This is a genomic window from Gemmiger formicilis, from assembly GCF_018784445.1.
GTDB lineage: Bacteria > Bacillota > Clostridia > Oscillospirales > Ruminococcaceae > Gemmiger.
The window spans coordinates 36,081-61,550 of record NZ_WQOH01000026.1 but is presented as its reverse complement, the minus strand read 5'-3'; the positions used below and the strand labels follow the sequence as shown (position 1 = coordinate 61,550).

Annotated in this window: 20 protein-coding genes and 3 tRNA genes; 18 read left to right on the top strand and 5 right to left on the bottom strand. The window is 60.3% G+C overall.

The genetic code is table 11. The features are described 5' to 3' along the window. Positions 1-97: 97 nt before the first annotated feature. Both GPK89_RS09350 and GPK89_RS09345 read left to right on the top strand, forming a co-directional pair. Positions 98-793 carry an AzlC family ABC transporter permease gene (locus GPK89_RS09350; protein ID WP_252261604.1) on the top strand — a complete coding sequence of 232 codons (696 nt, stop codon included), beginning with the start codon at positions 98-100 and terminating at the stop codon, positions 791-793. Next, a complete protein-coding gene (locus GPK89_RS09345; protein ID WP_215692589.1) occupies positions 783-1,115 on the top strand; it encodes a branched-chain amino acid transporter permease in 333 nt (110 codons plus the stop codon). The genes GPK89_RS09350 and GPK89_RS09345 overlap by 11 nt, the downstream gene beginning before the upstream one ends. Before the next feature lie 61 nt (positions 1,116-1,176). On the opposite strand, the gene GPK89_RS09340 is transcribed toward GPK89_RS09345, so the two are convergent. Continuing rightward, positions 1,177-1,920, bottom strand: a complete 744-nt coding sequence (locus GPK89_RS09340; protein WP_215692588.1) for a TVP38/TMEM64 family protein — start codon at positions 1,918-1,920, stop codon at positions 1,177-1,179. A 113-nt stretch (positions 1,921-2,033) separates the two neighbouring features. Next, the gene (locus GPK89_RS09335; protein WP_215692587.1) at positions 2,034-3,407 is read right to left on the bottom strand and encodes a citrate synthase; all 1,374 of its coding nucleotides are present in this window, start codon (positions 3,405-3,407) and stop codon (positions 2,034-2,036) included. A gap of 283 nt (positions 3,408-3,690) precedes the next feature. Here GPK89_RS09335 and GPK89_RS09330 point away from each other — a divergent pair, with 283 nt between their 5' ends. The 4 genes from GPK89_RS09330 to GPK89_RS09315 all read left to right on the top strand — a co-directional run bounded on the left by GPK89_RS09330 (position 3,691) and on the right by GPK89_RS09315 (position 8,952). Next, complete coding sequence (locus tag GPK89_RS09330; RefSeq protein WP_215692586.1) at positions 3,691-4,683, top strand: isocitrate/isopropylmalate dehydrogenase family protein; 993 nt, start codon at positions 3,691-3,693, stop codon at positions 4,681-4,683. Between the two features lie 243 nt (positions 4,684-4,926). Continuing rightward, a complete protein-coding gene (locus tag GPK89_RS09325) occupies positions 4,927-7,173 on the top strand; it encodes a hydratase (protein ID WP_215692585.1) in 2,247 nt (748 codons plus the stop codon). Between the two features lie 535 nt (positions 7,174-7,708). After that, the gene (locus tag GPK89_RS09320; protein ID WP_215692584.1) at positions 7,709-8,290 is read left to right on the top strand and encodes a hypothetical protein; all 582 of its coding nucleotides are present in this window, start codon (positions 7,709-7,711) and stop codon (positions 8,288-8,290) included. 23 nt (positions 8,291-8,313) lie between these two features. Continuing rightward, positions 8,314-8,952: an RpiB/LacA/LacB family sugar-phosphate isomerase gene (locus tag GPK89_RS09315; RefSeq protein ID WP_215692583.1), complete on the top strand. Its 639-nt coding sequence runs from the start codon at positions 8,314-8,316 to the stop codon at positions 8,950-8,952. 309 nt (positions 8,953-9,261) lie between these two features. Here GPK89_RS09315 and GPK89_RS09310 read toward each other — a convergent pair whose 3' ends face one another. Beyond that, positions 9,262-9,477: a helix-turn-helix domain-containing protein gene (locus GPK89_RS09310; protein WP_215692582.1), complete on the bottom strand. Its 216-nt coding sequence runs from the start codon at positions 9,475-9,477 to the stop codon at positions 9,262-9,264. Between the two features lie 132 nt (positions 9,478-9,609). Here GPK89_RS09310 and GPK89_RS09305 point away from each other — a divergent pair, with 132 nt between their 5' ends. The 4 genes from GPK89_RS09305 (at position 9,610) to glgB (ending at position 15,350) form a co-directional block, all read left to right on the top strand. Then, positions 9,610-10,158, top strand: coding sequence for a hypothetical protein (locus GPK89_RS09305; protein WP_215692581.1), 549 nt, complete (start codon positions 9,610-9,612; stop codon positions 10,156-10,158). Positions 10,159-10,183: 25 nt separating this feature from the next. Further along, positions 10,184-11,593 (top strand): hypothetical protein, encoded by a 1,410-nt coding sequence (locus tag GPK89_RS09300; protein WP_215692580.1) that lies wholly within the window; start codon positions 10,184-10,186, stop codon positions 11,591-11,593. Positions 11,594-11,971: 378 nt separating this feature from the next. Continuing rightward, positions 11,972-13,336 carry a magnesium transporter gene (mgtE, locus tag GPK89_RS09295; protein WP_215692579.1) on the top strand — a complete coding sequence of 455 codons (1,365 nt, stop codon included), beginning with the start codon at positions 11,972-11,974 and terminating at the stop codon, positions 13,334-13,336. 244 nt (positions 13,337-13,580) lie between these two features. Next, positions 13,581-15,350, top strand: coding sequence for a 1,4-alpha-glucan branching protein GlgB (gene glgB, locus GPK89_RS09290; RefSeq protein ID WP_215692578.1), 1,770 nt, complete (start codon positions 13,581-13,583; stop codon positions 15,348-15,350). Between the two features lie 274 nt (positions 15,351-15,624). On the opposite strand, the gene GPK89_RS09285 is transcribed toward glgB, so the two are convergent. Then, entirely contained in the window at positions 15,625-17,094 is a 1,470-nt protein-coding gene (locus GPK89_RS09285; protein ID WP_215692577.1) for a UDP-N-acetylmuramoyl-L-alanyl-D-glutamate--2,6-diaminopimelate ligase, read from the bottom strand. Positions 17,095-17,100: 6 nt separating this feature from the next. Then, the gene (gene asnB, locus GPK89_RS09280) at positions 17,101-18,915 is read right to left on the bottom strand and encodes an asparagine synthase (glutamine-hydrolyzing) (RefSeq protein ID WP_215692576.1); all 1,815 of its coding nucleotides are present in this window, start codon (positions 18,913-18,915) and stop codon (positions 17,101-17,103) included. Between the two features lie 122 nt (positions 18,916-19,037). On the opposite strand from asnB (GPK89_RS09280), the gene GPK89_RS09275 reads away from it, so the two are divergent. The 8 genes from GPK89_RS09275 (at position 19,038) to GPK89_RS09240 (ending at position 25,455) form a co-directional block, all read left to right on the top strand. Continuing rightward, positions 19,038-20,219 (top strand): helix-turn-helix domain-containing protein, encoded by a 1,182-nt coding sequence (locus GPK89_RS09275; RefSeq protein WP_215692575.1) that lies wholly within the window; start codon positions 19,038-19,040, stop codon positions 20,217-20,219. Between the two features lie 204 nt (positions 20,220-20,423). Then, a complete protein-coding gene (locus GPK89_RS09270; protein WP_215692574.1) occupies positions 20,424-21,620 on the top strand; it encodes a hypothetical protein in 1,197 nt (398 codons plus the stop codon). 4 nt (positions 21,621-21,624) lie between these two features. Then, a complete protein-coding gene (asnB, locus tag GPK89_RS09265; protein ID WP_215692573.1) occupies positions 21,625-23,475 on the top strand; it encodes an asparagine synthase (glutamine-hydrolyzing) in 1,851 nt (616 codons plus the stop codon). Positions 23,476-23,565: 90 nt separating this feature from the next. Beyond that, positions 23,566-23,639 (top strand) — tRNA-Arg (locus tag GPK89_RS09260). Between the two features lie 7 nt (positions 23,640-23,646). Beyond that, positions 23,647-23,723 (top strand) — tRNA-His (locus GPK89_RS09255). Between the two features lie 74 nt (positions 23,724-23,797). Next, positions 23,798-23,872 (top strand) — tRNA-Gln (locus GPK89_RS09250). A 253-nt stretch (positions 23,873-24,125) separates the two neighbouring features. After that, on the top strand, positions 24,126-24,683 hold the full coding sequence (locus GPK89_RS09245; RefSeq protein ID WP_215692572.1) for a TetR/AcrR family transcriptional regulator: 558 nt from the start codon (positions 24,126-24,128) through the stop codon (positions 24,681-24,683). A 106-nt stretch (positions 24,684-24,789) separates the two neighbouring features. Continuing rightward, positions 24,790-25,455: a hypothetical protein gene (locus tag GPK89_RS09240; protein WP_215692571.1), complete on the top strand. Its 666-nt coding sequence runs from the start codon at positions 24,790-24,792 to the stop codon at positions 25,453-25,455. Positions 25,456-25,470 lie beyond the last annotated feature (15 nt).

The window sequence follows — 25,470 nt, the reverse complement described above, 5'->3', positions numbered from 1 at the left end:
TTCCCTCTCGGGGGAAGCCTTTTTTGTTGCATAGGGAATTTTTTTGTGCTATACTAGCCAACATAGCAATTTGGTAGGTTGAAGGGGAAATGGGAAGTTGAAAACGTTCAAATACGCCTTTGTGCGCTCTGTGCCCATCATGGCGGGGTACATCGTGCTGGGGCTGGGCTTTGGCGTGCTGCTGCAAAGCAAGGGTTACGGCGCGGGCTGGGCGCTGGCCATGGGCGGCCTGATCTATGCGGGCAGTATGCAGTATGTCACGATCGATTTATTGGCGGGCGGCGCGTCGCTGATCTCGGCGGCGCTCATGACGCTGATGGTCAACGCGCGGCATCTATTTTACGGCATTTCGATGTTGGAACGTTATAAAAATACCGGCGCGGCTAAGCCGTACCTGATTTTTGCCTTGACTGATGAGACTTACTCCGTTGTGTGCAGCGGCGACGCGCCCGAGGGCGTTGACCAGAGCAGATACTTTTTCTGGGTGTCGCTGCTGGATCAGTTTTACTGGGTTGTGGGCTGCGTGGCGGGGGCGCTGCTGGGCAGCGTGCTTCCTTTTGATACCACCGGCATCGATTTTTCCATGACCGCGCTGTTCCTCGTCGTCATGACCGAGCAGTGGAAGGCAAGCAGGGACCACACCCCCGCGCTGGTGGGGCTGGGTGTCTCGCTGGTCTGCCTTTTGATTTTCGGCAGCAGCAATTTCCTGATCCCTTCCATGCTGGGCATTACGGCGGCCTTGACGCTGCTGCGTAAAGTTACCGAGAAAAAGGAGGCCGACCATGCCGTTTGATGTACACGGTGCGCTGCTTGTGGCGGTGGTCGCGGGCGTGACGGCGCTGATACGGTTTTTGCCCTTTGTGGTGTTCGGCGGCGGGCGGCCCACACCAAGGTTTATTGTCTACCTCGCGGGTGTGCTGCCCTGCGCCATCATGGCGATGCTGGTGGTCTACTGCCTGCGCGGCGTGGACCTGTTCGGCCCGAACCATGGCCTGCCGGAACTTATTGCTGCCGCCGCGGTGGTAGGTCTGCATTTGTGGAAGAAGAATACATTGTTGAGCATCGCCGCAGGCACGGCGCTGTATATGGTGCTGGTGCAGGTGGTGTTTGGGTAACGCGCTGTAGAGGGCGATGCCTTCCCCCTTAGGGGAAACCTTTATAAAAAAGCCGAGGCTTTCATGCCCCGGCTTTTTTCTTGCGGTTATCGTTGAGTTGGTGCGCCCGGGCGATGAGCCGGGTGCGGTTGAAGAACAGAATGCCCACAAAACTGAACAGCACCACGCCCACCAGCACGGTCAGCATCCAGTTTCCCTCCAGGATAAAGCTGCCGGCCGCGCAGGTCAGCAGGGTGGGAAAGGGCAGGCTGATGAAGATGGCCGCCAAAAACTGCTTGGGGCGCATCCCGGCGTTGGCGGCGGCGTAGGGGATGATGCCGTTGGGCAGCCCCGGCGTGATGAACGCCAGAATCGTGTAAAACCAGGGGTCCTTGCTGCTGCGCACGCTGTCCAGCAGCTTCGCAGCCTTGGGGTTGTCGGCCACCAGGCGCCGGATGACCGGGGCCAGCCGCCGGGCCAGTAAGTAGACGCTCATGTTGGCGACGGCAGAGGCGGAAAAGCTCGTCAAAAAGCCGAGCCACGGCCCATAGGCAAGCCCCGCCGCCAGCTGCACCGGCATGGCGGGAATGACCAGCGAAAGCACCTGCACGACGGCCAGAAACCACAGCGTCAGAAAACTGCGCAGCCGCCCCTGGCTGGTCAGATAGGCGCTGAGGGCCTGCTCGTCCCCGGCGGAAAACGCGCTCCACAGGCCGGGCAGCAGCAGGCGGAAGGTCTCCACAATGAGCAGCACCGTCACGACGACCACCGCCGCTACCACGAGCATAGCCAGCCGTTTTTCTCTTTTGTTGGCGCGTTCAGGCATAAAAATCTCCTTGTTGCAATGAAAACAGGAAATACTATACCAAAAATAGCGGGGAAATGCAAGGGAATTCTGAGGGGGAAAAGTGCTGCTTGCAGCTGCACCGGGAATATACCTTATCTCTCTTCCAGCGCCACATACGCTTGCGGGTGGCCGACGTACTGGTAGGCGGGGCGGATGATGCGGTTCGCAAACTCCACTTCCTCCACGCGGTGGGCGCACCAGCCGGGCACACGGGCAATGGCAAACAGCGGGGTGAACAGATCCTCGCTGATGCCCAGCATTCTGTAAATCAACCCGCTGAACAGGTCAACGTTGGCGCAGACCTTCTTCGGGCCGTGCTTTTCCTCGGCAAAGACCTGGGGGGCCAGCCGCTCGATGCTGCACAGCATCTCGTATTCCTCGTCATAGCCGTTCTTGTAGGCCAGACTCTTGGCGTGGGTCTTGAGGATCTGGGCACGCGGGTCGCTTAACGTGTAGACCGCGTGGCCCATGCCGTAAATTAAGCCGCTGCCGTCACCGCGCTCCTTGCGGATGATCTTGCGCAGGAACTCGCGGACCTCGTCGTCGTTGGTAGGATCTTCGACGTTCTCCAAAATGTAGTCCAGCTGGTGCATGACCTTCAGGTTCGCGCCGCCGTGCTTGGGGCCTTTCAGCGCGCCGATGGCTGACGAGATGGCCGCATAGGTGTCGGTGCCGGAGCTGGACAGCACGCGGCAGGTGAAAGTCGAGCAGTTACCGCCGCCGTGATCCGCATGGACCAGCAGGCACAGATCCAGCAGCCGCGCCTCCTCATGGGTGAACTTCTGGTCGGCGCGGTAGGTGCTCAAAATATGTTCGGCTGTGCTCTGGCCCTCGGTGGGCAGGTGGAAGTACATACTGCTGCGGTCGTAGACGCGGCGCTTGATCTGGTAGGCGTTGACCATCATCGTGGGCAGCTCGGCAATCAGGTTGATGCTTTGACGCAGGATGTTGGGCAGGCTGTTATCCTCGGCGTGCTCGTCATAGCTGTACATGGCTAACACGCTTCGCGCCATCTTGTTCATCAGGTTGGGGGAAGGGGAGTTTAAGATCATGTCGTCGGCAAAGCCCTGGGGCAGCTCGCGGTGATGCTCCAGCAGCTTGCGGAACTTGGCGTACTGCTCCTGGGTGGGCAGAGAGCCGAACAGCAGCAGCCAGATGACCTCCTCAAACATGAAGCGGTCGTGGGCGTCGGCCTCGGCGGCCAGCGTGTCAATGTCGATGCCGCGGTAGACCAGCCGGCCCGGGATGGGCGCGATGGTGCCGTCCGGCTTCTTGTCATAGCCAATGACGTTGGACACGTTCGTGATGCCGGCCAGTACGCCGGTGCCGTCCAGATTGCGCAGGCCGCGCTTGACGCCCATCTGATCCGCCAGATGCGGATCCAGCGTGGCGTTATGCTCCATATACTCATTGCAGAGCAGGTTCAATTCATCCGGCTCCAAAGCCGGGACGTCCGGGTAATACATCGCACATACCCCTCTCTTTATACACTTTGCATTTTTATACAGGCGCATACCCCTGCGGGCGTTCCCTTACACCAAGTGCCTGATAGATTGATTTTATAGTATATTGGCGCTTTCGTCAAGAAAAACTTAAAAATTTTGCAAAATTGCCAAGTTAGCACTTTAAATAATTAAGCTAGTGGGCAGATTGTCGCGAAATGTGTAAAAATGCGCATTGACAACCGCCCCCAAACCGGTTACTATTATGTATATTGTAAGAAACACAGGGAAAGGGGAAAGTATTTTTATGAAAGCAGTTCTGATCCCGGGCGACGGCATCGGCCGTGAAATTGCAGAGAGCGTCCGCGCCGTATCCACCGCACTGAACACCGGCATCGAGTGGCAGGAGTTTGCCGCCGGTGCCGAGTACGCCGCCGAGAGCGGCGAGCTGATCGCCCCTGGCACGCTGGATGCCATTGAGGAATGCGGCTGGGCGCTGAAGGGCCCCACCGCGACCCCCATTGGCAAGGGCTTCCGCAGCATCAACGTCCAGCTGCGCCAGCGCTTTTCCACCTACGCAAACCTGCGCCCTGTGCACACGCTGCCGGGCGTACCCACCCGCTTTGACAACGTCGACCTCGTCATTGTGCGCGAGAATACCGAGGATCTGTACAAGGGCATCGAGTATATGGTCAATGACGAGATGGCCAACGGCGTGAAGCTTATCACCCGCCCTGCGTGTGAAAAAATCTGCCGCTTTGCCTTTGACTACGCCCAGAAAAACGGCCGCAAAAAGGTCACGGCCGTGCATAAGGCCAACATCATGAAGCTGACCGACGGCCTGTTCCTGCGCACCTTCCGCGAGGTGGCCGCCGAATACCCCGACATTGCCGCCGACGACTGCATCATCGACGCCCTCTGCATGAAGCTGGTGCAGCGGCCTGAGCAGTTTGACGTGCTCGTCGCGCCGAACCTCTACGGCGATATCATCAGCGACCTCTGTGCAGGACTGGTGGGCGGTCTGGGCTTTGCGCCCAGTGCGAACATTGGCGACAACACCCGCATCTATGAGGCTGTCCACGGCTCTGCCCCCGACATTGCCGGGCAGGACAAGGCCAACCCCAGCGCCATCCTGATGGCCTTTGCCATGATGCTGAACGACCTGGGCGAGACGGAAAAGGCCGCCCGCTTGAATGATGCTATTCTGGCACAGGTCGCCGAGGGCAAGGTCGTGACTGCCGATATCGGCGGCACCGCCGGAACGAAGGAGTTTACGCAGGCGGTTATCAGCCGACTGTGATAAAGGCTTCCCCCTGAGGGGCTGCGCCCGCAGGCGCGTGTCGGAGTGCAACCGCCGTAGGCGGCACTTGGCACGGAGACTGAAGCTGTCGGCGAAGCCGACTGATGAGGGGCGCGTTTGCCGTGGCTGCCTCTTTGCCGGGTGGCTGTGGGCAGGCTGCCCCTCATCCGGCCTCGCTTCGCTCGGCCACCTTCCCCCGCGGGGGAAGGCTTTGGCGATACATATAATATGGAGGGTTCTCCCATGAAACTGCACGATACCGGCGTTTATCTTGTCCATGGCGTGCCGCAGACCGCTGCCCCGGCAGGGGTCACGGCTGACGAAGCCCGCAAGGGCACCATCGCCTACGGCATCCTCAAGGCCCATAATACCAGCGATTCCATGCAGGATCTGCGCATGAAATTCGACTCGATGACCAGCCACGACATTACTTATGTCGGCATCATCCAGACGGCCCGCGCCTCCGGCATGAAGGAATTTCCGCTGCCCTACGTCATGACGAACTGCCACAACAGCCTCTGCGCCGTGGGCGGCACCATCAACGAGGACGACCACCAGTTTGCCCTCTCCGCCGCGCACAAGTACGGCGGCATCTATGTCCCGCCGAATATGGCCGTCATCCACAGCTACAACCGGGAAATGATGTCGGGCTGCGGGCGGATGATCCTCGGCTCTGACTCCCACACCCGCTACGGTGCGCTGGGCACCATGGCCGTCGGCGAGGGCGGCGGCGAGCTGGCCAAGCAGCTGGTCGGCCGCACCTACGACATGGCCTACCCCGGCGTGGTCGCCATCTATCTGACCGGCAAGCCGAACCCCGGTGTCGGCCCCCATGACGTCGCGCTGGCGCTGGTGGCCGCCACCTACGCCAACGGCTATGTGAAAAATAAGGTCATGGAGTTTGTCGGCCCCGGCGTTGCCAATCTGAGCGCCGATTACCGCAACGGCATCGACGTCATGACCACCGAGACAACCTGCTGGTCCTCCATCTGGCAGACAGACGATGTTACGAAACAATACTTCGAGCAGCACAACCGCCCGGAGGCCTACAAAGAGTTGAAACCTGCCGATGTAGCCTACTACGACGGCTGCATCGAGCTGGATCTGTCCACCATTGAGTGCATGATCGCCCTGCCGATGCACCCGAGCTACGCCTACCCCATCCGCGAGCTGAAAGCCAACGCAAAGGAAATCCTGCAGGCGGCTCAGGACCAGGCCAACAAGCAGCTGGGCGGCAAGGTCGAGATGGACCTTGTGGGCAAAATCTGCGCCGATGGCCGCATCTATGTGGATCAGGGCGTGGTCGCGGGCTGCTCCGGCGGCACGTATGAGAATATCTGTGCCGTGGCGGATATCATCAAAGGCAAGAGCTGCGGCAACGGCGAGTTCAAGTTCAGCGTCTACCCCGACAGTATGCCGACCTACCTGGAACTGGTCAAGAACGGCGCGGTGGCCGACATTGTCTCGGCCGGCGGCATCTTCCGCGAGTGCTTCTGCGGCCCCTGCTTCGGCGCGGGCGATACCCCCGCCAACGGCGAATTCTCGATCCGCCATACGACCCGCAACTTCCCCAACCGCGAGGGCTCGAAGCCCGGTGAGGGTCAGATCAGCGCTGTGGCGCTGATGGACGCTCGCTCCATTGCGGCCACCGCAGCCAACGGCGGCTACCTGACCGCTGCCAGTGAGCTGACCGATGCAGAGTACACCCTGCCCGAATACCACTTTGAGCAGGGCGTCTACGACAAGCGCGTATACAACGGCTGGGGCCATTCGGAGCCGGACTTCGAGCTGAAATTCGGCCCGAACATCAAGGACTGGCCCGAACAGCCCGCCCTGACGGATGATTTGCTCGTGAAGATCGTCAGCTACATCACCGACCCGGTCACCACCACCGATGAGCTGATTCCCTCGGGCGAGACGTCGTCCTTCCGCTCTAACCCGCTGCGCCTGGCGGAGTTCACCCTCTCCCGCAAGGATCCGGCCTATGTGCCGAACGCCAAGGCTGTCAAGGCGCTGGATGAGGAGCGCCGCGCAGGCGCTCTGCCCGCTGAGATCGCGCGTGTCTACGATGATTTGAAGAAGCTGGGCTACACGCCCGATGCGGCAAATACCAACATCGGCTCGGCGATTTTCGCCAATAAGCCCGGCGACGGCTCTGCCCGCGAGCAGGCCGCCAGCTGCCAGCGCGTTCTGGGCGGTGCGGCAAACTTTGCCTGCGAGTACGCCACCAAGCGCTACCGCTCCAACTGCATCAACTGGGGCATGCTGCCCTTCCTGATGAAGGATCCCACTGTGCTGGACAATGGGGATTATGTCTACCTGCCCGGCGTGCGCAAGGCCCTGCTGAATGCCGATGACGAGTTGACCGCCATCGCCGTAAAGCCGGACGGCAGCGTAGTTCACTTTACAGTCAGCCTCGGCGCTATGACCGATGCCGAGCGGCAGATCCTGGCGGACGGATGCCTCATCAATTATTACAAGAATCACTAAATAAGAGTTGCCCTGTAGGGGCCGCATATGTGCGGCCCGCGGCTTTCCGCAAGCACTCGTCTGCCTTATACGGCAGGGCCGGGCATGCCCGGCCCCTACAAGCTCGATAAAGTAAAAGGCTGCCCGCGGGGGAAGGTTCTCCTGCGAGCAGCTTTGCTTGCATATCGTCGAAAACTCTGGTATAACACAAAAACCGCCTGCTTCAACAGGCGGTAAGGCGCTGCACACAACGGCAGGCGGTTGGCCCCACCCCCGAAAGGAGGTGAGACCATGCGATTTACATTTACGTTCTATATCGGTCGCAAGACCTTTACTTTGGGCTTAGTTGTAAAAAGCAATAACCGCCACCCCGGCAGGTGACGGTTATTAGGCTAACCTTTTAACATATTCACCGAAAGGGCCAACCGCTTGTCGCAGCGCCTTTTCTGTTATTAGCATACCGCACACCGCAGGTTAAGTCAAGCACCCATTGCACCCGCGCAAATTTCGTGCTACAATACAAGTACCCTATTAAAAGCAAAGGAACGAAAAAATTATGAGTGCTATTTTAGCTGTTTGCAGTGACGCATTCTGCGCCATGGTCAGCGATGGCCGTTTTGTTGAGGAACCCATCACCGGCGACAAGCCCCACGTCATCAAGAACGACCTGCCCAAGGTGCGCAAGATCAACCGCAACGTCATGGTTGGTTTTGCGGGCGATACGTTGGCCGCCGTGCAGATCATCAACGCCGTGGACGAGTACCAGCCCCAGTACCTGACGCTGGAAAAAATCGTCAAAATCATGCGCGATAAGGCCGCCACCGTGCAGGTGCAGCCGGTGGGCGTGCGCCTTATTGTGGGCGGGCGCAACCGCAAGGGCCAGTTCGTCATGACGATGATGGGCAGCGCCGACGGCTACGAGCCGCAGACCCAGGAGGGCCGCCCCGGTGCGTACCTCATCGAGGGGGCGTGTTCCCACACCGACGTCGGCCCCTGGCTGGAAGAAGAAGTCAAGCCCCAGGCCGCCAGCTGGCGCAGCCTGGACGATGTGGCCCGCACGCTGGACGGCTGCATTGCCAAGATGGCCAAGAACGATAAGAGCATCAACACAACGTATTTCCGTCAGTTGATCCGATAAAATACACGTAAAGGAGAAAAAATATGAAAATCGCGCTGATCAACGAAAACAGTCAGGCCGCCAAGAACGCCCTGATTGAAGCAACCCTGCGCAAGGTCGTGGAGCCGATGGGCCACGAGGTCGTCAACTACGGCATGTATGCCGCCGATGATGCCGCCCAGCTGACCTACGTGCAGAACGGCATCCTGGCCGCTGTGCTGCTGAACTCCGGCGCGGCCGACTATGTCATCACCGGCTGCGGCACCGGCGAAGGCGCTATGCTGGCACTGAACAGTTTCCCCGGTGTCATCTGCGGCCATGTCGAGGATCCGGTCGATGCCTACACCTTCGCCCACGTCAACGACGGCAACGCGGTGGCCCTACCCTTCGCCAAGGGCTTTGGCTGGGGCGGCGAGCTGAACCTCGAGTACATCTTCGAAAAGCTGTTCGGCTTCGGCCACGGCCAGGGCTACCCCAAGGAGCGCGTTGTGCCCGAGCAGCGCAACAAGAAGATTCTGGACGGCGTGCGCACTGTTGCCTTCCGCGACCTGTCTGACATCCTGAAGGATCTGGACCGCGACCTGGTCAAGGGCGCTTTCGCCGGCGAGCATTTCGCTGAGTATTTCTTCCCCGCCTGCAAGGACGAGAAGCTGGCCGAGACTGTTAAGGAACTGATGGCGTAAGCCCTGCCGTAAAATAAAAGAACTGCCGACTCCCGGTACACTGTAGGGGTCGATGCTTGCATCGACCCGCCAGTTGCCGGGAGTCGGCTTTTTATTTGTGTTACCGCATATTTGTAGGGGGCGGCGTCCTCGACGCCCCGCCGGGTGCGGCCCCCAAAGTAGTGCGCTGCTTTAAGCAAAAGTAATCTTCTGCGCAACGACGTCTACCCAATGCCTCCTGTGAGCTGTTGTGGGAATGTACCCTAGTATACCACAGGTGGCAGAGACGTGCAAAATAAAAAGCAATGAGCGTTGATTTTGGGTCAAGGCTCATTGCTTTTTGATTTCATCGTTCAGTCCCAGAAAATAATCGCTGGAAACATGATACAGCTCACACAACTTGATAAGATGGTGAATTGGCAGTTCATTGGCCCCGCGCTCATAGCGGGCGTACATTGTCTGGGATGTGCCCAATATAGCGGCGACCTGTGCCTGCGTCATGTCGGCATCCTCGCGCAGGTCACGCATCCGGCGGATATAGTCCATGCCATACTCTCCCTTTCTTAAATGACTTTAGAATATGGTAGCATGAACAATTTTGACATCCTTGACATTAGTAAATATGTTTATTATAATATGAACAAGAGCCAATATTTTAACTCAATGAGGTGAACTTTTATGAGCGGCTACATTACAAAAAAGAAGGATATGAGGTTCCAGAGCGTCGAGGCCCTGCAGCAGGTTGTTAATGTTGTAAATGAGGCTGCTGCTGCGCTGGATGATCCGAAGCGCACGATTCGTGAAAGTGCGATCCCGGAGGTGCTGGCGGGAGCTTTTGGCGCGGGAATTGGCGGTGCAGCTTCCTTTGCGGCGCTGTATGGTCTGGGAACGGTAGGACTGTCAGCGGCAGGCATTACCTCGGGGCTGGCAACGGCTGGGGCCGTTGTCGGCGGCGGTATGGTTGCAGGTGTTTTTGTGCTGGCTGCACCTGTTGCCCTTTTGGCGGCGGGTGGTGTCGGCCTGACGGCACACTTGAAAAGCAAACAGCTGCGCCAGGAAAAAGAGAGGCTGTATCAAGAGGTGCTCAAAAAGCATCAGGCGATTATAAAAGCGCAAAGAGCGGAGCTGAATGCCAGCAAGGAACGCCAGGAGTATTTGGAGAGCTTGAATATTTTGCTGAGCCAGGCCATTCGTGATTTGAAACACGACCTGGGCTATGCGACTTAACAAGAGCTAAAGCAGGAGTACAGCAATGGGGAGCTATCAATATACGGCAGGCGAAAAAGACGTCAATAAGGTGTTGAAATACCAGCAGGAGCAGCTAAACGATATGGCTGCCCAATTGAAGCAGGGGAATGCTTCGCTGGTTGCACGAATCAAGGATAGCGAGGAGCTGCTGCAATCACTGGGTTATACGCTGCCCCAAGCACCACGGAAATACGGGGAAAACAATGCGGCAGTACCCGTCCCCGTGACGGAAAGCTGGGACGCCATCGTAGCACAAGCCGAAAAGCAGGTAACGGATGCCCCCGAGCTGGAGGATTTTCTGACAGAAGCCGAATTCCAACAGGCCTACCGGGATTTAGAGCGCATCGACGAAGAATTCCAGAAGTGTACGGGTCTTAACACAACCGATACAGCGGTATTGTTGGTGGCAGCAGCTCTGCAAACGCTGCGGTGGGTGCTGACTCCCAAAATCGGTGAGCCCTATGACCTGTCAAAACGGCTGACTGATAAGGAAGGAGACGCGCACGTAAAAAAATACAAGGATGCCTTTGTAGAAAAGCACAAGCGTACAGGAAGCAACCCCGGCGGATGGGCTGCGGAAAAGAAGAGCCAGGGACACCGTATGAGACAGTCGGAAGGGAAAACCTGGATAGAAATCATTGAGTCAGGCGTACCTTATGACACGATCAAGGGCACGGCAGCGCTCGGACTGGGAATCGGCGGTACAAATCACCGCTGTAAAACATTGGGACACGACCCGATACTGGGTTGGGTGTTCGGTACAGCGAACATTTTGACGAATACGATGACGTTGAGCGACCTGCGCACCTACCGCGTGGAAAAGGGCTATGTGCAGCCGCCGCTTATACCACTACCCCTGCTGATTGAGGAAACGGCGGGGCGGATTCAAGCTGACCCGCATCTTTTGCCTGCGGCACTTTTCCGGCAGGCGGTGCATTATGCGTCGGATCTGTTTACGAAGGAAGGATTGCCGGTTCCGCTGCTTGGCAGCTTTCATGAGACATTGGCGGGAGAGTTGTACGCAAGTCAGTATGATTTCCTGTGCTTTGCCAGAGATACAGGCTTGGAAAGTGCGTCGGCTGTTTTGTCGATTCTGATCAACATGGTGATCGGCCTTTTGCACGGGCTGTATTACAACGAAGAAAGGGACGGAGAACGGAAACTGTATGAGGTACGTATCCGGAAAATCCTGCTGTACGCTAACATGCTATCTGCTGCAGGAAATACAGCCGTAGCCGCATTTACAAAAGATGCAAAGTTGTTGGACATTGGGGGCTTGGTGGTAACTGTCTCGCGCCTTTATACGGACAGCAGGTTTATTGCCCGCGCAAAGGAAGAATTTATACAGCAGTATCTTGATGAAGAATGGCGCAGGATAGAAAAAGATGCGGACGATATGCTGTATATTCTGTGACAAGAAAGAATTTTGCAGGGGAGACACGCGGCACGCTGTCTCCCCTGTGTATTTATGCTGCTTATGATTGTCTTTCTGAATTTTTTCTCAAAATGCCGAAATTTACCGTTGACTAATTCGGCTTTGGATGGTAAAGTAAATATAGGTGCGAATAGCGCCTTATGGTAAAAATTCAAATATATGTGAGGTGGTTGTCACAATGGATACCCCCAGTCCCAGTCCTGTGTACCGATGTATCTTAAATAACGGCAGCCACCATATTTTTAGGGGCGCATCAAAGCAAACTGTGTGTTAGCCATAACCCACGGTGTTGCTCTGTTTTGCGTTGCCCAAAACCAAATGTGCTTGGCTGCCGCCTGAAAAGGAGGCAGCTTTTTTATGTCTGATACCGCGATCCTGACCCTCCGCACGATGCTGGCCAACCTGGACGATGCCAAAAAGTACCAGAGCCTGCGCGATGTTATGTCCACCCTGCCCGCGCCCGATCTGGCCGCCGTGTTTGAGGATCTCCCGCCGGAGAAGCTTCCGGTGCTGTTCCGCCTGTGTCCCAAGGACCTGGCGGCCGAGATTTTTGCCGAGCTTACCCCCGAGACCCAGCAGAACCTCATCGACGGCCTGACCGATAAGGAATTGAAGGCTGTTGTGGACGACCTGTTCGTCGATGATGCGACGGATTTGGTCGAGGAAATGCCCGCCAATGTGGTCAAGCGTATCCTTGGCCAGGCGGACCCCGCGACCCGCCGCATGATCAACGAACTGCTCAAATACCCCGAGGACTCCGCCGGCGGCGTCATGACCACCGAGCTGATGGAGCTGCGCCCCGACTGGACCGTGGCCCAGGCCATGGACGCCATCCGCAAGAACGGCTTTGACAAGGAGACCATCAACAACTGCTACGTCACCGACCGTGACCGCACCCTCATCGGCGTCGTCTCCCTGCGCGCACTGGTCCTCTCGAAGGATCCGCAGAACGAGATCATCCGCGACATGATGGATGACAACGTCGTCAGCGTTGCCACCACCACCGACCAGGAGGACGTCTCCCAGATGTTCGAGAAGTACGGCTACCTGGCTATTCCCGTTGTGGACAACGAGAAGCGTCTGGTCGGTATCGTCACCATCGACGACGCTATCTCGATCATGCAGGACGAGGCCAGCGAAGATATCGCCAAGATGAACGCTATCGGCCCGTCGGACAAGCCTTACTTTAAACAGTCTATGTGGGATCTGTACAAAAGTCGTGCGCCGTGGCTGCTGTTCCTGATGATTTCCTCCACCTTCTCCAGCATGGTCATCCGCGGGTATGAGGATGCCCTCGCCGCCGTGACGGTGCTGACCGCCTACATCCCGATGCTGACCGACGCAGGCGGCAACGCGGGCAGCCAGAGTACTTCCACCATCATCCGCGGCCTGGCCGTCGGTGACATTGAGCCCCACGACCTGCCGAAGATTCTGTGGCGCGAGTTCCGCATTGCCATCCTCTGCGGCGGCACGCTGGCGCTGTGCAACTTTGCCAAACTGATTTTCCTGGACGGCATCAAAGCTCCTGTGGCAGCGGTCGTCTGCCTGACGCTGGTCTGCACGGTCATCCTGTCCCAGCTGATCGGCGGCCTGCTGCCTGTTGTGGCCGAAAAGTTCAAGATGGACCCGGCCGTCATGGCGTCGCCGCTTATCACCACCATCGTCGATACCACGACGCTGCTGGTCTACTTCAACATTGCACGGGTTTTGCTGAAAATTTAAATTTTGGACACCGTGTTCAAAATTGTAGGTTGTACCACACCTTTGGGTGTGGTACAATTTTTTTAGAGAAAGGCCTTCCCCTGAGGGGGGAAGGTGCCCCGAAGGGGCGGATGAGGGGCAGACTTCCCGCAGCAATCCATTACCGGGCTATGACGGAACCGCCGCCCCCTTATCAGTCAGCGGTCGGGGCCGCTGACAACTTCCCCCAGGGGGGAAGGCATCCTTACAATAGGAGACTTTCATCATGAATATGCAGGATTTTTACACCGGGCACGCCTTTGATGCGTATGAATTTTTCGGGGCGCATACCTATTTCGGCGGCACACATTTTGCAGTGTGGGCACCGTCCGCGCAGCATATCGCCGTCGAGACCGAGATCGGCACCTTTGACCTGCACCGCACCCAGTCCGCCGTGTGGGAATGCGACGCCCCCGGTGTGAACGCGGGTATGGTCTACCAGTATTGGGTGCGCGGCGCAAACGGCCAGAGCGTGGCCCACTGCGACCCCTACGGCACGGCTATGACACTGCGCCCCGACGGCCGCAGCATCGTGTCCGACCGCCCGCAGGGCTTTGACGACGACCAATGGATGCAGGCACGCACAAAATGCTTCGATAAACCGCTGAATATCTACGAGGTCCATGCCGGCAGCTGGCGGCAGAAGGAGGACGGCAGCTGGTATACCTACGCCGAACTGGCCGAGCTGCTGCCCGCCTACTGCAGGGAGAACGGCTTCACCCACATTGAACTCATGCCCCTGGCCGAGCACCCCTTCGACGGCAGCTGGGGCTACCAGATCACCGGCTTTTTTGCCCCCACCAGCCGCTACGGCACGCCGGACGAGCTGGCCGAATTTGTCAACGCCTGCCACAAGCAGGGCATCGGCGTTATTCTGGATTTTGTACCGGTTCACTTTGCCGTGGACGCCTACGGCTTGAAAGAATTTGACGGTACACCGCTGTATGAGTACCCGGCAGCCGCTGTGGGCCAGAGCGAGTGGGGCAGCTGTAACTTCATGCACTCCCGCGGCGAGATCCAGTGCTTCATCCAGTCCTGCGCCGATTACTGGCTGCGGGTGTTCCATGCCGACGGCCTGCGCATGGACGCGGTGTCCCGGCTCATCTACTGGCAGGGCGACCCGAACCGCGGCGTCAATGGCTCGACGCTGGACTTTTTGAAGGGCATGAACTGCGGTTTGCAGCAGCGCCACCCCACGGCCATCCTGATTGCTGAGGACTCCACCAGCTTCCCGAAAGTGACCGCGCCGGTCGAGTACGGCGGCCTGGGCTTTGACTACAAGTGGGATCTAGGCTGGATGAACGATACCCTAGACTACTTTAAAAAGACCCCGGACGAGCGGCGGGAGAACTTGGGCAAGCTGACCTTCTCGATGATGTACGCCTGGAATGAGCACTACATCCTGCCCTTCAGCCACGACGAGAACGTCCACGGCAAGGCGACCATCGTGCAAAAAATGTACGGCGACTACGAGGGCAAGTTCCCCCAGGCGCGGGCGCTGTACCTGTACATGGCTATCCACCCGGGCAAGATGTTGGACTTTATGGGCAACGAATTCGCGCAGCTGCGCGAGTTTGACGAGAGCCGCGAGCAGGACTGGATGGTGCTGAAATACCCGAGCCACGACGATTTCCACCGCTACCGCAAGGCGCTGAACGAGGCGTACTGCGCCAACGAGGCGTTCTGGAGTCGTGAGTACGACCCGGCGGCGTTCCAGTGGCTGGACTGCCGGCACCCCGAGCTGGACGCCTGTGCCATCTGGCGTGAGGGCCATGACGGCGCGGTGCTGGCGGCGTTCAACTTCGGCGATACGGAGCTGAAAGAGTACGAGCTGACACTGCCCCGCTCGGGCAGGCTGACGCCGATTCTGGACACGGATTGGCAGTGCTTCGGCGGCCAGACCGAGAAGCCGAAGCGGCTTGTGGGTAAGGCGTGCGAAGGCAAGCTGAAGCTGACGCTGGCACCGTTCAGCGGGCGGCTGTATAAGTTGGTCTGATTTTACAAGGATAGGCAACACCCCTGCGCCGTTTTGGGATGGCGCAGGGGTGTTTTTTGCTGTGCGGTAGGGGCCGGGCATGCCCGGCCCGTAACTTTGCCGTTGCAACCCCTTTTGCGGTAGATTTGCAGGGAGGGGTCTTGACCCCTCCGCGGCGGCCAGAGGGCTGGCCGCCCTACAAGCGCCCGTGAACGGGGTGTCTGCGTCACCCGCGGGTCGTCGGGGACGCCGACTCCTACAGAGCGATGATTTAATACGTTTCGCGGCCTTGCCTTCAGCGCAAGACCGCCCTTTTGCTATCCCAATACTCTTCCACGATCTCACTTTCCACAAACGGCTCCTTGACCCCATTGCGTTCTATCGTCGTCTCGTGGCCCTTGCCTAAAATCGCCACGATATCCCCGGGCTGGGCGTGGGCCAGCGCGTAGTAAATGGCCTGCCGCCGGTCCGGTATCTCGGCAAAGGGGGTGGCCGGGTTGCCAAGTTTCAGCCCCGCCCGGATATCCGCCAAAATATGCTCCACCGGCTCACTGCGGCTGTTGTCCTCGGTAATGACGCAGAAATCCGCCAGCCGGGCGCAGACGGACCCCATACCGAACCGCCGCAGCCGGCTCCGCTCGCCACCGCAGCCGAACACCGCCACCAGCCGCGCCGGAGTGTAGGCCCGCAGCGTGCGCAGCAGGCTCTCGGCGGCGGCCTCGTTGTGGGCGTAGTCGATCAGCACCGTGAACGGTGCGTCCACGGCCACAGGCTCCACCCGGCCCTGCACCACGGCGGCGGCCAGCCCCCGGCGTATCGCGTCCTCGCCCGCGCCCAGCACCCGCGCTGCAGCCAGGGCAGCCAGGGCGTTCTGCACGCTGAACGCCCCGGGCATCCCCACGGTGTACCGCACACCGTCCACCGTGAAGGCCGCGCCCAGCCGACCGCCCTCCCGTGTCAGAGTAAAATTGCTATCGGCCCGCACATCGGCCCCGGGGACCGTGCCGTAGGTTACGACGCGGCAGGAGACACCGTCCACGATTTTCCCCACCCAGGGGTCGTCGATGTTGAAAACTCCCGCGCGGCACTGCTGAAACAGCGCGGCTTTCCAGTGCAGATACTCGGCAAAATCCGCGTGCTCACCGGGGCCGATGTGGTCGGGCGACAGGTTCGTGAACACGCCTACGTCAAACTCTATCCCCGCCGCGCGGTCAAACTTCATCCCCAGGCTTGAAACTTCCATCACGCAGGTGTCGCAGCCGTCGTCGGCCATGCGGCGCAAAAGCGCCTGCAAGTCACAGCTTTCCGGCGTTGTGTGGTTCAAATCGTGGCGATGGCCGGGCCAGCAGACGCCGTTGGTGCCCACCAACCCGACCCGCCGCCCATCGGCCTGCAAAATGGCCGCCAGCAGGTGGGCCGTCGTCGTCTTGCCCTTCGTGCCGGTCACGCCGATCATCGTCATGGCGCGGGCCGGTTCACCGCAGAGCCGCGCCGCCAAAACCGCCATCATGCGGCGTGGGTTTTCCGTCTCTACCACGGCCGCGCCCACGTCCGGGGGCGGCCCGGCGCACAGCACCGCCACAGCCCCGGCGGCCACGGCCTGGGCCGCAAACTGCCGCCCGTCGGTGTGGCGGCCCGGCAGGCAGACAAACAGCGCCCCCGGCCCGGCACAGCGGGAATCACAGCAGAGCGCCGTCACCTCGGTCAGGGCGTCGCCCCGCACAAGCTGGCAGTCGGTGTTCTGGATAAGCCGCCGCAGGTCCATTTGGCATCACGCTCCAAAAAACTGTTCGTACCAAATCAAAAAACTGTACACGCACCAGATCTGCCGCCAGCAGTCGCCGCCGTGCAGGTGGTGGTTCAACATAGTATGCAGCAGCCGCACATTAAAGAACTCTCCGGCTGCCGGGCGGCTGAATACGGCCCGCACCCGGCTGGTGTACGGCTCCTGCCGCAGCCAGTCCCGCACCGGCACCGGGAAACCCAGCTTTTTCCGGGCGGCAGCCGCCGGGGGCAGTGTGCGGGCCGCAGCCTGGCGCAGGGCAATTTTTGTCATGCGGGCGTTGGCCTTGGCGGCGGCGGGCAGCGCGGCGGCCAGGGCAAAGACTTCTTTATCAAGGTAGGGCACCCGCAGCTCCAGGCTGTGGGCCATGCTCATTTTGTCGGCTTTCAGCAAAATATCCCCGGCCAGCCAGAGCTGCAGATCTACCTGCTGCATCCGGGTCACAGGGTCCTGATCCTCGGTCATGTCCCAGCTGGATTCGGTCAGGCAGACCGGGTCGCCGTCGCCCTCGTACCCGGGCAGCAGGCGGCGCTTTTCCCGCTCGGTCAAAAGCGCCGTGGGGCCAAAGTAACGTTCTTCTAAACTTAAACCACGCCGCACAAGAAAATTTACCCCCGGCCCGGGCGGCAGCAGGCTGGCGGCGGCCCCCAGCCCGCCCCGCAGCCAGGGCGGCAGGCGGTTATACCACCGCGCAGTGAAGGGATCGCGGTAGATGTTATACCCGCCGAACAGCTCGTCCGCGCCCTCGCCCGAGAGGACGACCTTCACATCCCTGGCGGCCTCACGGTTCAAAAAGTAGAGCGCCACGGCGGCCGCGTCGGCCATCGGCTCGTCCATGTGGTACTGCACAGCGGGTACGGCGTCCCAGAACTCGCCGGGGCTGATGCACCGCACCCGGTTCCGCAGCCCCAAATTCCGCGCCAGCGCCCGGGCAGGGAAGGACTCGTCGTACTTCGGCTCTGCATAGGAAATCGTGTAGGTCCGCGCGGGCCGGGCCAATGCCGTGAGGTAGGCCGAGTCCACCCCGCCGGAGAGGAACCCAGCGACCTCGACGTCGGCAATTTTGTGGGCCTCGGCACTTTGGCGCAGCACGGCTTCCAGCTCATCGGGGGCGGGCGGCGTATCGCCTGGCAGAAAGGCGGGCTGTACCCACCGCGTGGTGCGCACGATCCCCTCGGAAAATTCCAGAAAATGCCCGGGCAGCAGCTTTTGCACCCCGGCAAAAAACGTGTCCCGCCCCGGGGAATACTGGCAGGATAAGTAGAGCGGCAGCTGCGCGGTGTTGAGTTGCTTTTCAAACGAGGGATGATCCAGAAACGCCTTGATCTCGCTGGCAAACAGCAGCGTGCCGTCGGCGCAGCGGCAGTAGTAGAGCGGCTTTATGCCGAACATATCCCGGGCGCAGAAAAGCACCTGCGCCCGGCGGTCCCACAGCGCAAGGGCGAACATTCCCCGCAACCGGGGGAGCAGTTCGCGGCCCCACTGCTCCCACCCGTGCAGCAGCACCTCGGTGTCGGTGCGGGTGGCAAAGGTGTGGCCCAGGGCGGTCAGCTCGGCGGTCAGTTCGCGGTAGTTGTAGATTTCGCCGTTGAACACGACGACGAAATTTTTATCCTCGCTGTACAGCGGCTGTGCGCCGCCCTGCAAATCAATAATGGCCAGGCGGCAGTGACCCAGCGCGGCGGGTCCCTCCACAAACGTTCCCTGGCCGTCCGGCCCGCGGTGGGCGATGCGCGCCAGCATCGGGACCAGTGCTGCGGCGTCCGCCCGGGCGGGGGAGATAAAACCGGCAATTCCGCACATATTCCAGCATCCTTTCCCGGCAGTGCAACCTGCCGTTACCGTTTTGTACACTTGACTTGCTGGCATTTTACCACACGCTGTGGTAAAATTATGTCAAATCAAAGCGGAAAGCAGGTGAGCCTGTGACACTGGGGCAGAATATCCAAACAGCACGCAGGGCCAAGGGCCTGAGCCAGGAGGCATTGGCCGAGCGCATCGGCGTCAGCCGCCAGGCCCTGGGCAAGTGGGAGAAGGACACCGCCCTGCCGGGGCTGGACAATTTGCAGGTGCTGGCGGCCGAACTGGGCACCGGCGTGGATGCCCTGCTGGGCGCAGAGCAGGCCGACCCCGCCGCGCCTGCCGTGACGCTGGATGCACTGCGGGACCTGCTGGCCGCCCGCGACGCCGAGGAAAAGCGCCGCCGCAGACTGTGGGGCTGCGCCGGGGGCGCGGCGGTCGTTATCCTGGCCGGGCTGCTGGCGGCGGTGGCCTGGCAGTATGAGCGGCAGATCGCCGCGCTGAACCAGAACTATGCGGCCATCCAGTCCAGCTACGCGGCCCAGCAGGCAGAACTTTCGGCGCAGATCTCCGAATTGCAGGACGCCGTGCGGATGGGCGAGGCCACCGTGCTGGACTGGCGCTGGCTGCCTGCCGATAAGCTGCACAGGGACGCGGCGGGCAGCTGGATGCCTGTGCAGGTGCAGGTCACACCGCGCACGGTGCAGGACGGCATGACCGCTCGGCTGGCTGTGCGCAGCGGCGACGACACGCAGCTCTATGATATGACCGCCGCGCCCGACGGCAGCTTTGCGGCGCAGGGGATTGTTTTTACGGTGGGCAGCACCTACGATTTGAGTGTGCAGTGGACCGCCGATGGTACGACCACCAGTGAGGGCTTAGGCACGGTGGACTTCAACGACGAAATGACCGAGCCGACGATTGTCTGGGGTGCGGCGGGCAGCAGCCTGGATTTCGGGTACTACATCAGCCGGGTCAACGGCAAGCGGTATCTGACCTTGACCTGCTACCCGGTGGAACTTCAGGTTGACGCCCCGCCGTGGATGCAGATTGCGAAGGTGGAAATAGACCTGCGTCTGAACGGCGACGCCGGCGAACCTACCGCCACCGCCGCGCTGGAATGCGAGGGTGAGTACAGCTACGGCAGCTCCGCCCGCACCGAGAGCGTCTGGAATGGCACGTTTTACGATGATGCCGTCATCAACGGCTGGGAGTACGACGGCGATGCCGCGCCCAAATACGTTGTGCGGGTGACGGACAGTAATGGCGGGGTATGGACGGAGGAGATGCCGCTGGTAGAGAAATAATGTGCCTTCCCCCTTGGGGGAAGGTGCCCGAGGCCCCGACCGAGGGCGGATGAGGGGCAGCCTTGCCAACAGAACCCATTTGCCGGGCGGCTGTGGTATACCTGCCCCTCATCCGGCCCTGCGGGGCCACCTTCTCCCTATGAGAGAAGGCAAAAAGAATAAACGCCCCCTTGCCGCATACACTAGCGGTAAGGGGGAATTTCTATGCCGCAGATATTGCTGGTGCTGCTGGGCGGGGATGCCAATGTCTACGGTATGGCCCGCAGCTTTTATGAGACATACGGCGTGCGCAGCCTGGCCGTCTGCCGCCGTGCGCTGCCTGCGCTGGCCCACAGCCGTATTGTGCAGGTGGCCGCCCAGGACCCAGCGTTTGAGCGGGACAGCGTTTTCACCGCCACGCTGCTGGGCCTGGCCGAGCAATACCCCGGCCGAACGCGGCTGCTCATCTCCTGCGCCGACGGCTACACCCAGCTTATGGCCCGCTGTGCCGCCGAACTGCGGGGGACGTACCGCTTTGCCTGCCCGCCACCCGCCGCGCTGGCCCTGGCCGATAAACAGCAGTTTGCCGCCGCCTGCCGCGCCGTGGGCCTGCGCACGCCGCAGAGCATAACAGTATACCCGGGGGACATTGTGCCCGCGCTGCCCTTCGGCTGGCCGGTCGTCGTCAAGCCTGCTGACTCGCCTGCCTGGTGGAACTGCCATTTCCCGGGCAAGCGCAAGGTCTATCTGGCCCGGGATGCCGCCGAATTGCAGGAGATTTTGTCCGCAGCCGCCCGCAGCAGCTACCGCGGGGCCATGCTTTTGCAGGAGTACATCCCCGGCCCGGATACGCGGCTGGGGGTCGTGAACGCCTACTGCGCCGCCGACGGCAGTGTGCCGTGGCTTGTGCAGGGGCAGCCCCTTTTGCAGGAGCGTACACCCGAGGGCATTGGCAACTACGCCGCTGTGCTGGTGGAACCCGCCCGGCAGGACACCGCCTTGCTGGAGGCTCTGCGCGGCCTTTTGCAGACGGCGGGTTGGCGCGGATTTGCCAATTTTGATTTGAAATACGACCGCCGCAGCGAGCCGGTGCTGTTTGAACTGAACCCCCGGCAGGGCCGCGCGGCTTATTACTGCGATGCTGCCGGTGCCCCGCTGGCCCGGCCTTTGGTGGAGGATCTGCTGTTCGGCGGTCCGGTCACGCCGCCCGCCCTGCGCCCGGCGGCGTGGTACACGGCCCCCTGGGGCGTGGTGCGCCGCCATTGCCCCAACAAGCTGCTCCTGCGCCGTGCCGCCCTCCTGCGACGCCGCGGGCGCGGGTATCCCCATTTATTGGCCCCGGGGGAGGGGATGGCAAGGCAGATTTGGTTTGCGGCAAGGCAGGCGGGATACGGCAGAAAATTACGAAAGAATGGGGGCTGAATCCATGTGCGGCATCGTCGGCTTTACCACCGCCGCCGGGCATGACCCGGCGGCGGCCAAACGCACGGCGCAGGCTATGGCGGACCTCATCCGCCACCGCGGGCCGGACGGCGAGGGCTACTACGCCGACGCCCACGCCGCGCTGGGCCATCGGCGGCTGTCCATCATCGACCTTGCGGGCGGCGGCCAGCCGATGTTCAACGAGGACGGCACCCTTGTCGTCGTGTTCAACGGCGAAATTTACAACTACAAGGCCCTGCACGCCGAGCTGACGGCCCGGGGCCATACCTTTGCTACCGACTCCGACACCGAGGTGCTGCTCCACGGCTACGAGGCCTGGGGCGGCGACCTGCCCAAGCACCTGCGCGGGATGTTCGCCTTTGCCCTGTGGGACCGCACGGCCGAGACATTGTTCTGCGCCCGCGACCTCTTTGGCATCAAGCCGCTGTACTACTACAAAAAGGGCGATGTACTGTTGTTTGCCAGCGAGATAAAGGCCTTTCTGGCCCACCCGGCCTTTGAAAAGCGGCTAAACGAAGCCCGCCTGCCCGATTGGCTCAGCATGGAGTACCTGCCCGACGATGAGACGATGTTTTTGGGTGTGTACGAGCTGCCGCCCGCCCACACGCTGACCTGGCATGATGGCCGTCTGACCACCCGCCGCTATGCCGCGCCGCGCTTCCGGGCGCGGCGCGGCCGCAGCCTGGGGGCCTGGGCGGAAAAAATCGGCCAGACTTTGGCCGAGAGCGCCGATGCCCACCGCATTGCCGATGTGGCCGTGGGCTGCTTTTTATCCGGCGGCGTCGATTCGTCCCTCGTCACCCGCGAGACGGCCCGCAGCCAGCCCAACGTGCAGTGCTTTTCGGTCGGCTATGCCGAGGAAAGCTACTCCGAGCTGCCCGCTGCCCGCGCCGCCGCCAGGGCACTGGGCGTGCCCTTGACCGAGACGACCGTGACTGCGGCGGAGTTCTTCGCGGCAAACCGGGCCATCCAGTGGTATCTGGATGAACCGATGCCCAACCCGGCGGAAGTGCCGCTGTATTTCCTGTGCAAAACCGCACGGCAGCGTGTAAAAGTGGTGCTTTCGGGCGAGGGCGCGGATGAACTGTTCGGCGGGTACCCGCTGTACCGGCAGGCCGTCTGGGCCGAGCGCTGGCAGGCGCTGCCCCGCAGCCTGCGGCGCGGGTTGGCGGCGGCCCTGCCGGGGTGCGGCTTTCTGCGCCGGGGTGCCCAGCCCCGGTGGCAGCGCTGCGCCCGGGCTAACTATGTGTTTGAAACTGCGCAGGAACGCGACAAATATTTGAAGCGCCCGTCCAATACACCCAGCCCGGCCCGGCGGTGCAAGCCTTATTTTGACGCGGTGCGCGGCCTGGATGAGCCGACAGCCCTGCAATGGGTGGATCTGCAGACCTGGCTGCCCCGGGATATCCTGCGCAAGGCCGACCGAATGAGCATGGCCCACAGCCTGGAACTGCGGGTGCCGTTTCTGGACCGGCGGGTGCTGGCCGTGGCGCTGGGCCTGCCCCGGCGGTACCGCTGCACCGGGCGGCGCGGCAAGATCGCCTTGCGGGCTGCGGCAGCTCGCCGCCTGCCCGGGGCACTGGCCGCAAACCCTAAGCGCGGGTTCCCGGTGCCGCTGGCCGACTGGCTGTGCCAGGACGAATATTACAAGCGTGTGCGGACCAAATTTACCGGCCCGGTGGCCGAACGCTTTTTTGACACGGCAGCCCTGTGCGCCCTGCTGGACGCCCACCGCGCCGGAAAAACCAACGCTATGACGAAACTGTGGGCGTTTTACTGTTTTATAGAATGGTACGAGGTCTACTTTGTAGAAGAATTTCCGCCGATTTTGTAAAAAACTTTTCCAAAATCGCTTGACAAAACCCGGCCCCATTGCTATAATATCCTACGCAGTATGTCCCTTGTGGGCATGAACCCGCAGTGAGCGCCCGTAGCTCAGCTGGATAGAGCAACTGCCTTCTAAGCAGTGGGCCGGGGGTTCGAGTCCCTTCGGGCGCATTATATGGTGCCTATGGCGCAGTTGGTTAGCGCGCCAGATTGTGGCTCTGGAGGCCGAGAGTTCGAATCTCTCTAGGCACCCCACCAAAGACCGTTCAGGCCCGTTCCTGCACGGTCTTTTCTTTTACAACAGCGCTGCCCCCGCAGCGTATATATACTGGGTCGTCGCCAAGTGGTAAGGCACGGGACTTTGACTCCCGCATTCGTGAGTTCGAACCTCGCCGACCCAACCAACGGAGTGTGAACAGAAAACAGTTCACCTATGAAATTCACCCATAGAAAACAACGTAGCTAAAACAGCTTACGAAAGTTCTCTATGGGTGGATTTTTTTGCGGTAATGCGGTGCGCCGTGCTCTGCGTAGCCGGGCCTTCACAGTGAAAAGTACGAAAAAAGTTCACAAAAAACTTTTCCGTTCCTATTGACAGGGGGCAGTGCGAAGCTATAATAAAAGTTGTAAGTGAACAATGTTCATGTTGAGGTGCCCATGAATACGATCGTCACATCCAAAGAGGAGATCCTGAAAACCAGCCGTGCGCTGATCCAGGAGCAGGGGTGGTCTGCTGTCAGCATCCGCTCTGTTGCGGCGGCGTGCGGGGTATCGGTAGGTTCTATTTACAACTATTTTGACTCCAAGGCGGAGCTGGTCAGCGCTACCGTTGAAAGCGTCTGGCGCGAGATCTTCCACCGCCCGGAGGATGCCGCTGTCTTTCAGGATGTGCAGGCCTGCGTGATCTGGATGTATGAGCGCATGGCCTACGGCTATGAGCAGTATCCCGGCTTTTTCACACTGCATTCGCTCGGCTTTATGCGGGACGAAAAGGCTGACGGCAAGCGCCATATGCAGCAGGCCTGGCACCACATGCTCATGGGGCTGTGCGCAGTTCTCAAGCAGGATGCCAGGATACGGCCGGATGCCTTTGATGAGCAGTTCACGGCAGAAAAATTTGCCGAGGTGCTGTTTTCACAGCTGCTGTCCGCCCTGCTGCGGCAGGATTATGACCCCAGTGCTGTGCTGGAGGTCGTGCGCAGAACCTTATATTGACCACCGGCTTTTCATTCCCACCAGCGTGTGGGAATTTTAAATGCCTCAAACTGAACAATGTTCACAATGCCTACAAAAATTATCAGCAAAAAGGAGAAACTGGTCTATGCAAGCAATCGTAGAAACTGTATTTGATGCCGCCTATCTGGTATCTGTCATCACCATCGGTATCCTGATGATCCGTGGGAGCAAGGGTAACCCGCAGTTCCGGCTGTTCGGCCTGATGGCCGTTGTGTTGGGCGCCGGTGACTCCTTCCATCTGATTCCCCGCGCCCTGGCGCTCTGCACCACGGGTCTGGAAAACTACACCGTGCCGCTGGGCCTCGGCAAGTGGATCACCTCGGTCACGATGACAATTTTTTATGTGCTGCTCTACTATGTGTGGCGTCAGCGCTATAAGGTCGAGGGCCGGAAGAGCCTGACCGCTGCCGTCTATGGGCTGGCTGCCGTGCGCGTCATCCTTTGCATGATGCCGCAGAACCAGTGGCTCAGCACCGAATCCCCACTTTCCTGGGGCATCTACCGCAACATCCCCTTTGCCCTGATGGGCCTTCTGATCATCGTGCTGTTCTTCCGCAGCGCCAGGGAGCATAACGACCGGGCGTTCCGCTGGATGTGGCTGACCATCGTGCTGAGCTTTGGCTTCTATATCCCGGTCGTGCTGTGGGCCGATGCGATCCCGATGATCGGTATGCTGATGATCCCCAAGACCTGCGCTTATGTCTGGACGGTGCTGATCGGCTATTCCGCTATGAAGAAGGAGTGCAGATAAGCCACAGCACCCCGC

Excerpts from the sequence above, each read along its gene's own strand:
- GPK89_RS09345 (WP_215692589.1), top strand. The coding sequence starts at position 783 with ATGCCGTTTGATGTACACGGTGCGCTGCTTGTGGCGGTGGTCGCGGGC.
- GPK89_RS09340 (WP_215692588.1), bottom strand. The coding sequence starts at position 1,920 with ATGCCTGAACGCGCCAACAAAAGAGAAAAACGGCTGGCTATGCTCGTG.
- GPK89_RS09335 (WP_215692587.1), bottom strand. The coding sequence starts at position 3,407 with ATGTATTACCCGGACGTCCCGGCTTTGGAGCCGGATGAATTGAACCTG.
- GPK89_RS09330 (WP_215692586.1), top strand. The coding sequence starts at position 3,691 with ATGAAAGCAGTTCTGATCCCGGGCGACGGCATCGGCCGTGAAATTGCA.
- GPK89_RS09325 (WP_215692585.1), top strand. The coding sequence starts at position 4,927 with ATGAAACTGCACGATACCGGCGTTTATCTTGTCCATGGCGTGCCGCAG.
- GPK89_RS09320 (WP_215692584.1), top strand. The coding sequence starts at position 7,709 with ATGAGTGCTATTTTAGCTGTTTGCAGTGACGCATTCTGCGCCATGGTC.
- GPK89_RS09315 (WP_215692583.1), top strand. The coding sequence starts at position 8,314 with ATGAAAATCGCGCTGATCAACGAAAACAGTCAGGCCGCCAAGAACGCC.
- GPK89_RS09310 (WP_215692582.1), bottom strand. The coding sequence starts at position 9,477 with ATGGACTATATCCGCCGGATGCGTGACCTGCGCGAGGATGCCGACATG.
- GPK89_RS09305 (WP_215692581.1), top strand. The coding sequence starts at position 9,610 with ATGAGCGGCTACATTACAAAAAAGAAGGATATGAGGTTCCAGAGCGTC.
- GPK89_RS09300 (WP_215692580.1), top strand. The coding sequence starts at position 10,184 with ATGGGGAGCTATCAATATACGGCAGGCGAAAAAGACGTCAATAAGGTG.
- mgtE (WP_215692579.1), top strand. The coding sequence starts at position 11,972 with ATGTCTGATACCGCGATCCTGACCCTCCGCACGATGCTGGCCAACCTG.
- glgB (WP_215692578.1), top strand. The coding sequence starts at position 13,581 with ATGAATATGCAGGATTTTTACACCGGGCACGCCTTTGATGCGTATGAA.
- GPK89_RS09285 (WP_215692577.1), bottom strand. The coding sequence starts at position 17,094 with ATGGACCTGCGGCGGCTTATCCAGAACACCGACTGCCAGCTTGTGCGG.
- asnB (WP_215692576.1), bottom strand. The coding sequence starts at position 18,915 with ATGTGCGGAATTGCCGGTTTTATCTCCCCCGCCCGGGCGGACGCCGCA.
- GPK89_RS09270 (WP_215692574.1), top strand. The coding sequence starts at position 20,424 with ATGCCGCAGATATTGCTGGTGCTGCTGGGCGGGGATGCCAATGTCTAC.
- asnB (WP_215692573.1), top strand. The coding sequence starts at position 21,625 with ATGTGCGGCATCGTCGGCTTTACCACCGCCGCCGGGCATGACCCGGCG.
- GPK89_RS09245 (WP_215692572.1), top strand. The coding sequence starts at position 24,126 with ATGAATACGATCGTCACATCCAAAGAGGAGATCCTGAAAACCAGCCGT.
- GPK89_RS09240 (WP_215692571.1), top strand. The coding sequence starts at position 24,790 with ATGCAAGCAATCGTAGAAACTGTATTTGATGCCGCCTATCTGGTATCT.